This window comes from Xanthomonas sp. NCPPB 1062, assembly GCF_041481705.2.
GTDB classification, from domain to species: domain Bacteria; phylum Pseudomonadota; class Gammaproteobacteria; order Xanthomonadales; family Xanthomonadaceae; genus Xanthomonas; species Xanthomonas euvesicatoria.
In genome coordinates this window covers 1,461,219-1,473,649 of sequence record NZ_CM192987.1, presented here as the reverse complement: position 1 = coordinate 1,473,649, position 12,431 = coordinate 1,461,219, and the positions used below count along the sequence as shown (strand labels likewise).

Genomic DNA, 12,431 nt, shown 5'->3' with positions numbered 1-12,431 from the left:
CGATGCCATACGCGAGTCGAAGGCCAGCCATCGGCATGTGTGCTGACGGGGATGGCCGAGCAGGTGATCCCAGGTAGAAGATCGCATGCGGGCGTTGGCCGCTGCCAGAACATCGTCGGCAGTGCTGACCGGTCAGCTCGCGACCGTTCGCGTGATACCGGCAACCTCAGGTCTGTGCACTTCCGGCAGCCGGGTCGCGCGGAAAATAGCGGTTGAGTTTTTCTTCCCACGCGCGAAATTGCTCCAAGGTCTGGGCATCCATCGGACGCGGGTCGTCGGCCAGGGCCTTCTTCTGCGCCACATAGGCGATGCGCTGGGACGACAGTTCATCCCACGCCTTCCTGAGCATGACCGGATCCGGATGCGAGACCAGCATCGCCTCCAGCAGGGTGGCCTGGGCCACGCGCGCGGCCAGCATATCGCTGAGCGCCTCGGTCACGGCCTGCATCCACTCGTGTTGTTTCTGTTCCATATCCAGCCAACTCGCTTGCGTAATGCGCCGCGCACCATAGCGCCTGATCTGGAACGGCGGCGTGCAAGGCAGGTTGAAGATTCAGATCACCGCGTGGTGCGACTGCGGCCAGCGCCCTCTCCATCGCTTCGCTTGACGTATTTCGACGCACGAAACTGTCGCCACCCAGCAATCCCCTCCCACGCGACGCACGGCCGCGCGGGAGTGCAGGCTCTCATCGCAAGCGTGAGAACGCGCCGATCCCTGCGATCGCCAGCCGCTCGGCGGGCACGGCCGTCTCCGCGAACGACAGCCGCAGATAGCGGATCTGGCGGACTTCGGGGAAATTCAGCCGCTGGGTCGAGAGCGCATAGGCGATGTTGGAGAGCTCGCCCGCGCCGGCCGGCTGCCAGTGCTGGCCATCTTCGCTGGTTTCTGCGCGATAGCCCTTCGGCGGCGCCGCACCGGTCATCACTGCGCGCGAGGGCGTGAGGCTGAACCCGGCAACCTGACGCGAGCCGCCGAGGTCGATGGTTACCTGCACGGGATGGCCCGGCGTCGGTGCGGGCGTGATCCAGATCGTGCTGGCATCGTCGTCGAGCAACGTCTCCGCCCCTGGCGCGCTCGCCTCGACGATGCGCCAGCCGGCGGTGGACAGCACGTCCGGCGCTGTCGCCGTCGGCCGTGCGACCGGCACCGGCGCAACGGCGCGGAACAGGGCAAATTCGCTGATCGCCGGGCAGACCGGCGCCTCGAGCACGACCAGGCGCACCCGGCGTGCGGCGATCGGGCGCTCCAGACGCACGATCCGCTGTGCACCGATGCACTGCGCCTCGGCCAGCCGCCGCCACTGCCCATCGACCTCGGCTTCGACCGCGAAGCGGGTGACGCGCACGCCCAGCGGCAGATACTCCCGCAACCGGATCAGGTCGAAGCTGTGCGCGCTCGACAGTTCCAGCGTCAGCGTCGGCGTGGTGACCTCGTCCGGCGTGGACCAGTAGCTGTCCGGCTGGCGATCGAGTACGCGCGCCGGCTCGAACCCGGCACCGCGCGAGGCGCTGGCGCTGGCCTTGGCGCCCTTGGCCAGGTCGATGGCGAAGCTGGCGCGGATCGCGTCGCCGAAACTCTGCAGCACCGCCACGTCGTGGTCGGGGATGCGGCCGCGTCGGTCGGGCGGCAGATTCAGGTTCATGTTGGTACCGCGCGCCACCGAGGTGTCGAAATAGCGCACCAGATTCTCCGGGCTCCGCACCTTGCCGTCTTCGTCGGCATGGTAGAACCAGCCCGGGCGGATCGACGTATTGGTTTCGGCCGGCCACCACAGCGCCCCGCCGCGCACGCCGGAATTGCCGTTTTCCTGGGTGTACGGCGCATTGGGCATGGTCGGCCAGGACGGATCGCCGGCGATGCCATCTTCGTTGCCGCCCCACCGGATATCGGCGCCAAGCGGATCGAAGGTGCATGCCATCGGCTGATGCCGATGCACCAGCTCGATCATCCGTGGCCAGTTGTAGTACGCAGGCGCATCGATCTTGCGCGATTCGCGCGCCCCACCGTAATAACCATCGCCGCCATTGGCGCCGTCGAACCAGAACTCGAACAGATCCCCGTAGCCTGTGCAGAGTTCGACGATCTGCTTGCGGAAATAGTCCAGATAGCCAGGGCGGCCATATTCGGCGTGGTTGCGATCCCAGGGGGACAGATAGATGCCGAAGGCCAGGCCGGCGCGTCGACACGCCGCGGCCATCTCGCCGACGATGTCACCCTTGCCGTCTTTGTAGGGCGAATTGCGGATGCAATGCTCGGTCAGGCGTGTCGGCCAAAGACAGAATCCATCGTGATGCTTGGCAGTGAAAATAAGCCCTTTCAGATTGCCGGCCTTCGCAGCAGCGACGATCTGGTCGGCTGAAAAATCGCTGGGATCGAATTTGCGCGGATCCTCGTCGCCGTAGCCCCATTCCTTGTCGGTGAAGGTGTTCATCGCAAAATGCACGAAGGCGTATTGCTCCCACCGATGCCAGCGCAGCTGGCGCGGGCTGGGCACCGCACCCCACGGCGCCGGCCCGCTGGCACGCGGCGTCTGCGCGATGCGCGCTGCCGACGCGCCGAAGCTGGAGGCAGCGGCCACCACACCCGTGGCAAGAAAGGTACGACGATCGATCATTGGCGACTTCCGACTTTGCACAAGTTTCGATCTTAGCTTTTCCAACGGCGAAGCGTCCTACCCCGCAGCAACGGATGGTGATGCAAGCACCGCACGCGCACTGGCGCCGTCCCGGCTGGCGTCGAAGAACGTGGAAGCATGCGACAAGCGTTCATGGTCGACGGCGAATGGCAGGACAACAAGACACGCGATGGCGCGCCTATCGCGAATCTACCTGGCACAGTGGCGCGAGACGTGGCTTCGCATGCCTTGGGTGTTCCAGGATGCCCTCATCCGCCGGTCGTTCCACCGCGGCGACAGCCTTGTTCTGTGTAAGGACGACGATCCAGGAAGACGGTTCGCATCAGGCGTTCCGCGAGACGAGTGGAACTAGATGCGAAATCAGCGTCGGCTTCAGCAGCGCGCTGGCGCAGCGCGGCCAGCAGATCGCCCGGCGCGTCGACGGCAGCACGCCCATTCCTGTCCTTCATGCGCGGCTGTCGCACGGGAAGGTTGCAGGCAGCAGACCCGACAACCGCAACGAGATGGACAGCAGAGGTCAGCAATGACGGCACAGAAAGCGGCCGCTGCCATGGTTTGACTTCGTCATGCAGCGCTTGCCGGCGCTGGGGTCTGAACGTCGACGTTGCAACTCGGGCCTAAATCCGAGCGGTACCGCGGGGAGTCAAGTTTGACGATTTCCTGTCGTTATCCCGATGCTGCCCACCTTCATGCATTCTTCACACAGCTGACCGGACGGCGCCCATCAACTTCATTCCGGGACTGCTGCATGACCGCCTTACTTCAACGTTATTCCGTCGGTCGCCGTCTCGGCGCCGCCTTCGGCCTGCTGATCGTGCTTTCGGGCTTGCTGGTCGCGACCGGGCTGAGCTCGATGGCCAGCGCCAGGAAGCAGCTGGATTTCATCGTGCTGGATCGTATGGCCAAAATCCAGATGGGCAACGGGATGCTGGACGCCAACTCGTCGATCATGATCGCCTTGGGCACTTACGCCATGGCCACCAGCGAAGCGCTCAACGCACAGGCGTTGGAAGCGATCAAGGCGCAACGCCAGCGCTACAAGGAACTGCGCGAAAAGCTCGATACGCTGCCCACCTCGGAAGAAGGCCGCAAGATCCGCAAGGAAATGGATGCGCAGCGCCTGATTTCCGGCAAGATCAATGATCAGGTCATGGCACTGGCGGCCAAAGACGAAAACGCAGCCGCGCAGGCACTGCTCAACGAGACGGGGCGTCAGGCCAATGCCGCATGGCAGGACAAGATCCGCCAGCTGGTCAGCCGGCAGGAAGGACAGAGCCAGCAAGCTTACGCCGACGCTGTGCAGTCCCTGACCCGCGCCAAGTGGCTGTTGTTTCTCGGCGGCGTCGCCGTGGTCACCGTCAGCGCCCTGCTTGCCTGGCTGATCACCCGCAGCCTCACCCACCCGCTCGCCCGCGCCACCAAGGCCGCCGAAGCCATTGCCAAGGGCCAACTGGACAACCAGGTGCAGTCCAACGCGCGAGATGAAACCGGTCGCCTGCTACGTGCCATGAGCGGCATGCAGACGCAGTTGCAGTCGTTGCTGCACGCGCAGACCGACATGGCCAAGCGCCATGACCAGGGACAGATCAGCTTCCGAATCGACGCCGATGCGTTCCCCGGCGAGTACGGCCGCATGGCACAGGACACCAACGCGCTGGTTGCCTCGCATCTTGAGGTGCAGGCCACGCTCGCCCGCATCATGGGGCGCTATGCCATTGGCGATCTGAGCGTGAGCATGGACGCATTGCCCGGCGAAAAAGCCGTGCTTACGCAGACCATGAACGAGGTCAAGGCCAACCTGTCGGCGATGAACGCGGAAATCAAGCAACTTGCGCAGTCCGCCGCCAATGGCGACTTCAGCGCGCGTGGCGATGCCAGCCGCTTCCAGTACGACTTCCACATCATGGTCGACAGCCTCAACCAGTTGATGTCCACCGCAGACGGCAACCTGCAATCGCTATCCTCGCTGCTGCGATCCATCGCTGCAGGCGACCTGACCGCACGCATGAGCGGCGACTTCAAGGGCGTGTTCGCGCAGATGCGCGACGATGCCAATGCCACCACCACGCAGCTGGCCGAGATCGTCGGGCGCATCCAGCACTCGGCGGTGTCGATCAACGCGGCAGCCAGTGAAATCGCCGCCGGCAACCAGGATCTGTCGCAGCGCACCGAACAGCAGGCTGCCAATCTGGAAGAAACCGCAGCGTCGATGGAAGAACTCACTTCCACCGTGCGCCAGAATGCCGAGCACGCCCGCCAGGCCAATCAACTGGCGATCGGCGCTGCCGGCGTCGCCTCGCAAGGTGGCGACGTCGTCAGCAAGGTCGTCGGGACCATGAGCGGCATCGAGGCCTCGTCCAGGAAGATCGCCGACATCATCAGCGTCATCGACGGCATCTCGTTCCAGACCAACATCCTGGCGCTTAACGCCGCGGTGGAAGCGGCGCGCGCCGGCGAACAGGGCCGCGGCTTTGCCGTGGTGGCCAGCGAAGTGCGCACGCTGGCGCAGCGCTCCACCGCGGCCGCCAAGGAGATCAAGAGCCTGATCGACGATTCGGTACAGCGGGTGGCAGAAGGTTCCACCCTGGTGCACACCGCCGGCACCACCATGGCGGAAATCGTTGCCAGCGTGCAGCGCGTCACCGACATCATGGGCGAGATCTCTGCTGCCTCGCAGGAACAGTCGGCGGGCATCGAACAGGTCAACCTCACCGTCACCCAGATGGACGAAACCACCCAGCAAAACGCCGCGCTGGTGGAAGAAGCCACTGCTGCCGCACGTTCGATGGAAGAACAGGCCGGCGAACTCACCCAGGCGGTGTCGATCTTCAAGATCCAAGCCGAGCGGCCGGCCGCCATACGCCCGATTGCGCCCGCCGTGCTGCAGCCCAAGCGCAAGCCAGTCGCCACCGCCAAGCACGACGTCGCCACAGTAGCGGCCAAGCGTCCGGCCAGGCAGGCGGCAATAGGGAGTGTCGCAGGCAACACTACCGACTGGCAGGATTTCTAAGCGCGCGACCAGAGGCGTTGCCATTCGTCGGGCTGGCCTTGCCAGTGCGGGATTTTTTGCGATTCTCCTCCCTCCACACTCACCTGACAGCTTCACCGCGACGCCCAGTTGCACTTCCCAACCACACAAGCATCGACTGACGGCCGGCTGCGCAAGCAGCCGGACTGGCATCTCCGCGCCAGGCAGGCCGGGAACATGCAGCAGGCTGTGTCATGGGTTATGTCGTCCAAATCGGACTGAGCCGCCATAGCCCGCACTGTCGAACGGACGACAGGCACCGAAGACGTCATGGCGTATCAAAAACCCGTTCGCTGATGCGCGCTGACAGGCCAGACGCGAACGCCGCCGTAGCCGGGCTACTGCCGGTCCTGCCTGATCGCCGCCAATAACTGCGCCATCCGCGCAAGCCCCAGCTCCAGTTCCGGCAGCGACACCCCGCCCGCTCCAAGACGCATATGCTGCGGACAGGCATACGCACCACCGGACATCACGAACGTGTTGTATGGCGGCGCCAGCAGTTGCCTGCTGAAATCATCGGCACCGATCGGCAAATGCAAGCGTGCAAGTCCCAGCAGCCCGGCTTGCGGCGGCGTCCATGTCAACGCAGGCTGCCCGGAGACAAAACGATCCAGCAACGCGATTCGTTCTTGCCCGACAGCACGCGAGTGCGTCACCGCCGGCCCGAAGTATTCCGGTCGTAGCGCAATCTCGGCAATGCGCTCGCCCAGCACGTTCATGATCTCGCTGGTGTTCTCGCGCAACACCATCGCCGCGTTCAGTAGCGCGCGGTCGCGCGTCACCATCCACCCGGTACGCAAGCCCTGCAAACCAAGCAGTTTGGAGACGCTTCCGGTACTGATGCCGCGTGCGTACAGCGTTGCGATACGCGGGGTCTCCTGCCCGGTCCACTCCAGTCCACGATAGACCTCGTCGGACAAGATGTACGCACCGACCCGGTCTGCGGCGGCGATGATGCGTTGCACCGTCTGCGCATCTTCCACCCGCCCGGTGGGATTGTTCGGGTTGCACAGGAAGATGAGTTTGGTCTTCTGCGTCACCAGCGATTCGAGCTGCGCGATGTCCAGCTCCCAGCCAGATGCTTCCGTCCGGTGCACCCGCTTGGCGACCGCACCGATCTGCTCGGCAAGTACGAGTGGCTGCTGCCAGCCCGGTGCGTCGATGATGAATTCGTCGTCCGCACGCAACAGTTGCGTCAGCGCCAGATAGTTGGCCTCCTGCGCACCGGCGGTGATCAGCACATCGTCCACATCGCAGCTCGGACGGTAGCCGTACTGCTCAAGCACCCGCTCGCGCAAGCTGGGCAAGCCTTGGTAATCCTCACCCGTCCAGTCCAGCGACGACGCTGGATCCAGTTGCGACAGGAACGGCTGCAACGGCGGCGGGGGCGACAACGAGTAGGTCACGCAGGCCTCGGGCTTGGCACGATGCGCGGTGAGCCATTGCTCCCAAAAACTGTTCGACGGTACAGGCATGCGTGCGGTCCTTATCCCATGACGGCCGGGCAGACACCCAGGCCAAGCGATGCATCGATGACGGCGCCACGCAGGATGCGCGCCTCCTCGCGACAGAGGTAGAAGCAGAGATCGGCGATCTCGCGTGGATGAATCAACCGTCCCCCCGGCAGCGAGGCTTCGAGCACCCGTCGTTGCTCGGTCGACAGCGCGTTCAAGGTACTGGCCTGGAACATCGGCGTATCGGTCGCGCCTGGACAGACGGTAAAGACATCGATGCCGGTACACGCGTACGTCGCAGCCAGTTGCCGGCCCAGAAACGCCACCGCCGCCTTGCTCATGCCGTCGGCGGCACGGAAGCGTGGGAAATGTGTGATGCCGCCATCCACCGAACTCATAAACAGGATCTTCCCGTGCCCGCGCGCCTGCATGCCGGGAATCAGATCTTCGCTCAACCACAACGGCCCGAGCGTATTGACGCGGAAGAACACCTCGTCCTGTTCCTTGTGGCTTGCCGCTGCGCGCTCCACGGTCTTGGTGCCGACACCTGCATTATGGATGACGATGTCGACAGGCTCGCGCAGGGCCTGCATGAAGTGTGCGTGGCTGTCGCGATCGCCAACATCCAGAACGCGTGCAACCACCCGGTCGGCACCGATCGCCGCTACCAGCGCGCCTGCGCGCAAGCGACTGTCTTCGCCCGGCCGGTAGGTAAAGGTCACCTTGCACCCCGCATGCGCAAAGACCTTGATCAGCTCGATACCGATCCCGCCTGCGCCACCGGTGATCACGACATGCTTGTTCTCGAAGTCGGGAATGCTCATGCCAGCACTCCTTGCGTCTGGGCATCGCTTGGTGCCGCAAGGCAGTGAGCCAATGCCTCCCCCAGCCGGGCATAGTCGTCCAGGGCGTTGTAGACCTGCGCCGATAGCCGGACCAACTGCCCCGATGGCATTGCCCAGGCGGCTACTGCGACATCGATCGCGTGGGCGTCGTACAGCCGATCCTGCAGTTGGGCGGCGGTGATCGTCGGAGCTTGGCATTCCATCAGCAACGCCACCATGCTGCCCACCATCGTATCCGGGGCCACGCGTATCAACGGCAACGACTGTGCAAGACGCGCAGCTGCGCTGGTGGCCAATGCATGGTTGCGTGTGTACAGGGCGTCCAAGCCGCCAGGCAGCAGGCCGGCCAGAAACTGCAGCGCGGCGGGAATGCAAAGCAGCGCGGTCGGATCCGAAGTGCCCAGCCAGTCGAACTCGAGATGCAGACGCGGCCTACGTGTCGCCGTATCGCCGTAGCCGCGACTGATCACTGCCGGATGCAGGCCCTGCTGGCGATCGCTTCGTACATGCAGGAAACCCGCGCCGCGCGGGCTGCACAGCCATTTGTGGCAATCCCCTGCGTAGTAGGCCGCCCCAATGGCGCGAAGATCTAGCGCCAGCATGCCCGGTGCATGCGCACCGTCCACCAGCGTGTCGACCCCCATCGCGTCCAGGCGCTGCACCAATGCTGCGATCGGGAACACGATGGCGGTCGGGCTGCTGACATGGTCCAGCACCGCCAAGCGTGTCCGCGTGGTCACGCGATCGAGCACCGCATCGAGGATCTCATCGGGATGACTGACAGGCACCTGTACCCTGGCCACCACCACCCCCGCCCCGGTGGAACGCGCAATGAAATCCAGCAGATTGGCACAGGACAGATAGGCGTGATCGGTAGTGAGGATCTCATCGCCCGGCACGAAGACACGCGAGCGCAGCACCGCGCTCAACGCAGTGGTGACATTGGGGACAAGAGCCAGATCCTCGGGATCGGCGCCGATCACCTCGCACAGGGCCTGACGAGCCTCGTCCAGCAACAGCGGAAGTTCGCGCAGGACAAACGCCGCGGGTTGACGTTCCATGCGCGCGCGCAGCTCGGCTTGCCGTTGCAGGACCATGACAGGACAGGCGCCCAACATGCCGTGATTGAGACAGCGCACGTCGGGATCCAACGCAAAGTAGCTCCGAAACGGGCTTGGACTGCGGTCCAGACCCCAGGTTGCTTGTTGCATGAAGAACTCCAGGTGACCCGGTCATCAGGCAGGCGGGTGGACACAGTTGGCGGAGCGGTGCCGGTCGATGAGCTGTAGCAGTGCGTCTCGGCCAGGTTGCGATGGCGGCATGGGCTGCACGCCCAATGCGCGCACGCGCGCCAGCACATCGGCCCGCGCAAAGATCGCATCGGGCGGGTCCAGCATCCCTGTCCGGCGCGCCAGTGCCTGCCAGACCACTGCGTCATGGCGCGCGGCGGCGGAGATGTGCTGCAGCGTGATCTGCCCCTGCGGCGGCGGGGATGGCGTACCGGCCCACAGCGCGCTGCGCGTACGGTCCTGCATGACGCTGTCGTCGTGCCATGGCCGAATCCACTGTTGTACGAGAGCATCGGCCTGCGCCGCGAAGCGATGCGGATCGTCCAAGCCGTCTTGCTGCACTAGATCGGCAAGCGCGAACGCATGACGCATCGCCAACGACATGCCGCGGGTATAAGTGGGATTGGTCGTGCACAACGCATCGCCAACGGCGACCACACCCAGCACCACCGGCTGCCCATCGACCATGAAGTGTCGGAAGCGGTTCTCGCAGACAGGCCAGCGCAGCACGTCCGATACCGGCTCGCAGACGCCAGGCTGCAGCCACGCTGCGATGCCGACGTGTTGCCGCGCCGCAGCGGTGAACAGCTCCGGCGCATCGAACGCATGCAGCGCCTTGTCGCCCTGCGGCACCATCAGGGTGATCGACGCGTAGCCATTGTCCGCAGGACAGACGATGCACCCGCTTGTGGCGGCATACCCGCCTGCGGAGAACCCTGCGTCAAGCCGAACCGTTGGCCGACGGATCAGGTGGTACCAGCGGGTGTAGTAGGCAAGCCCGCAGTTCTCAACTGATTCCGAGGGGGGTGCAGCACCTGCCGTGCGCAGCCACTTGCAAAGCGCGGACCCGCGGCCAAGCGCATCGATGGTCAGATCCGCGCGTACCTCGCCGTTGCCGGTCTGCACGCCGTGCACCATCGCAATCCCCTCCCCTCCAACAAGCAGCCCGCTTACCGCGGTCTGCGCGAGCACGGTGACGTTTGGCTCGGCCAGCACGATCGGCCGCAACACCGTCTCGACGAAGGCCCGACGCACCGACAACCCGAACAGGTCCGGATCGTCGCAACGCGGTGTGGCGGCAAGGCCCTGCAACTGCGCACCGAAGGGCATTTCGATGGCGCCTGCGGCGATCAATGCGCTCCACACGTCCGGCGCACGCTCTCGTAGCGTCCGCCGCCCGAGCGCGGCCAGCGCGTGCGTATGTCTGGCATGCGGCACCCCCTTGCGCCACCCATGATCGACCGACCCACCACCGGCAGCACCCGAAGGAAGCGCTGCATCAACCGCGTCCCGCTCGATCAATGTCACCCTGGCACCACTGCGCGCGAACGCCAGCGCGCTCGTCAACCCCGCGATACTGCCGCCCAGCACGGCAATGTGCTTGCCTCTCATTGGGTGACGTCCTCGCCATGCCGGACAGCATCCAGCGACGGTAGGCAGTCCTTGCGCAACAGCAGCGAACGCACGGTCCACAGGTCGGAGAACACGCGATACTGCAGCGCGGTCTGGTCCAGGTAAGCGACCCCGGGCGATCCACCGGTACCTGCACGGTGACCGATGAAGCGCTCCACCATCCGCGCATGCCGCTGGCGCCAGATCAGCATGGCCTGTTCCAGCGCGATCACGCCTTCAAGTAGCTCGCGTGGCCAGGCCATCTGCGGCAGCTCGCGATAGCTTTCCACGAAGATCATGGCCGTGCGCACCGCACGGCGTTGCGCACGCACGTGTGCCGGTGCCGGCGGATCTTCCTCTGCACGCAGGAAGGCCGCTGCACGCGCGTCTTCAAGTGCCAATCGCGAGCGTTGCTGATCGATGGCCTGCGGCGGCGTCCCGTTGTCCTGCGCCAACTTCAGGCGCCAGCGGCCTTCAGCACGCAGGGCATCGAGATAGCGCTGCGCAAACCGCTCGGCGACCGCCGGATCGGTCGATCCAGCGATCGGCAGACGTTCCAACCACGCGTACAGGCATTGTTTGAGACTGGGACCACCTGCGATCCGCGCTTCGAGACGGCGCGCCGATGCCGAAAGGGCGCCATCGGGCAGCCTGAGGGCATCCTTGAACGAGTAGCCCTGCCCGGTGGCAAGACGGTCGGAATCCTCCAGACCCAGCAACACCTCGATCTCGCGCAGCTGAGCGGACTGGAAGCCGCTGGCAGGCGCCAGACGGCCGCGGAACTCCAGAAAATCGCGCGCCGTCATGGTCTCCATCAGCTTGAAATGCAGATTGGCCTGCTCGAACACCGCCGTTGCACGGCCCAGCGAGCGAACGGCGGTGACGATACGTTCGTCGTCCGGCTGCAGTTCCTGCAGCAAGTCGCGTGTCGAGCCGAGCTCACGCAGGATGAGCTTGAACCACAACTCGTAGATCTGGTGCACTGCGATGAACAGCGCCTCGTCGTTGCCGACGGCCGTTTCGTCGTCTCCCAGCCCGCCCTGCAGCGCCAATAGTTGCTCCACCTTGATGTAGTCCCAGTAGTTCATTGCGCCACGCTCGGCTCCGGTCACTTGCACCGCGGCGCGCTCGGAAGTGCCTGCTGGCCGCTGAGTGAATGCAGGGCGCTCATGCTGCGGCGCTCCTCTTCAAACGCTCCCACCTGGCAAGATTGGCGTAGGCATTTTTATGCAAGTCGCTCCAGATGCCGGTCTGGGCAATGGCCGGCTTGACCAGCAGTTCCAGTCGATGTCCGTTGGGATCCTGGAAGTACCAGGAACGCGCGAGCTCGGCATGGGTATCGTCACCGGCCACGTCATGGATCACCGGTCCCTCGACCTGAGTGCCGTGTGCGCGCAGCCTGGATGCGATCAGTTCGGCACGCGTCTCATCGCTTACCTCCAGCGCCAGATGCTGCGCCCAGTCATCGGCAACCGGCACCATTGCATCGTCGCTTCCCAGGATGTCGAAGAAGCAGATGTAACTGCCGTCTTCCATTTCGAAGAAAATATTGTTGTTGATCGGCCGTGCCCCACTCGATGGCACGTGATCGATCATGGCAGCGGCAAACTTCAAGCCGATAACCTGCGTATAGAACGCAACGGTCTCGCTGGCGTCCCTGCAGCGGTATCCGACGTGATGCAGTTTTTTCAACATGAACTAGCGCCTCTTGATTGGATGGAACCACTGCATGCAGGCATCCGTACATCACGCTGCAACCGAACGCAAAACCTGGAACCAATGGCATT

General features: G+C 64.4%; 10 protein-coding genes. 2 read left to right on the top strand and 8 right to left on the bottom strand.

All coding sequences use genetic code 11. The features are described from left to right. Positions 1-166: 166 nt before the first annotated feature. Complete coding sequence (locus ACCQ16_RS06425; RefSeq protein ID WP_372380348.1) at positions 167-520, bottom strand: hypothetical protein; 354 nt, start codon at positions 518-520, stop codon at positions 167-169. 166 nt (positions 521-686) lie between these two features. Then, positions 687-2,615: an alpha-L-fucosidase gene (locus tag ACCQ16_RS06420; RefSeq protein WP_277572851.1), complete on the bottom strand. Its 1,929-nt coding sequence runs from the start codon at positions 2,613-2,615 to the stop codon at positions 687-689. Between the two features lie 263 nt (positions 2,616-2,878). Between ACCQ16_RS06420 and ACCQ16_RS06415 the strand changes: the two genes are divergently transcribed. Then, positions 2,879-3,163, top strand: a complete 285-nt coding sequence (locus tag ACCQ16_RS06415) for a hypothetical protein (RefSeq protein ID WP_277572850.1) — start codon at positions 2,879-2,881, stop codon at positions 3,161-3,163. Between the two features lie 221 nt (positions 3,164-3,384). Then, complete coding sequence (locus ACCQ16_RS06410) at positions 3,385-5,646, top strand: methyl-accepting chemotaxis protein (RefSeq protein ID WP_277572849.1); 2,262 nt, start codon at positions 3,385-3,387, stop codon at positions 5,644-5,646. Positions 5,647-6,002: 356 nt separating this feature from the next. Here the strand turns inward: ACCQ16_RS06410 and ACCQ16_RS06405 are convergent, their stop codons facing one another. The 6 genes from ACCQ16_RS06405 to ACCQ16_RS06380 form a co-directional block, all read right to left on the bottom strand. Next, entirely contained in the window at positions 6,003-7,139 is a 1,137-nt protein-coding gene (locus ACCQ16_RS06405) for a pyridoxal phosphate-dependent aminotransferase (protein ID WP_008571138.1), read from the bottom strand. Between the two features lie 11 nt (positions 7,140-7,150). Then, positions 7,151-7,942 carry an SDR family oxidoreductase gene (locus ACCQ16_RS06400; RefSeq protein WP_372380239.1) on the bottom strand — a complete coding sequence of 264 codons (792 nt, stop codon included), beginning with the start codon at positions 7,940-7,942 and terminating at the stop codon, positions 7,151-7,153. Then, positions 7,939-9,024: an aminotransferase class V-fold PLP-dependent enzyme gene (locus ACCQ16_RS06395; RefSeq protein ID WP_277572847.1), complete on the bottom strand. Its 1,086-nt coding sequence runs from the start codon at positions 9,022-9,024 to the stop codon at positions 7,939-7,941. Before ACCQ16_RS06395 ends, ACCQ16_RS06400 begins: the two co-directional genes overlap by 4 nt. A gap of 174 nt (positions 9,025-9,198) precedes the next feature. Beyond that, the gene (locus ACCQ16_RS06390; RefSeq protein ID WP_014089670.1) at positions 9,199-10,644 is read right to left on the bottom strand and encodes an FAD-dependent oxidoreductase; all 1,446 of its coding nucleotides are present in this window, start codon (positions 10,642-10,644) and stop codon (positions 9,199-9,201) included. Continuing rightward, positions 10,641-11,762: a tryptophan 2,3-dioxygenase family protein gene (locus ACCQ16_RS06385; RefSeq protein ID WP_014089669.1), complete on the bottom strand. Its 1,122-nt coding sequence runs from the start codon at positions 11,760-11,762 to the stop codon at positions 10,641-10,643. The genes ACCQ16_RS06390 and ACCQ16_RS06385 overlap by 4 nt, the downstream gene beginning before the upstream one ends. 49 nt (positions 11,763-11,811) lie before the next feature. Further along, complete coding sequence (locus tag ACCQ16_RS06380; protein ID WP_008571133.1) at positions 11,812-12,339, bottom strand: VOC family protein; 528 nt, start codon at positions 12,337-12,339, stop codon at positions 11,812-11,814. Positions 12,340-12,431: the final 92 nt, after the last annotated feature.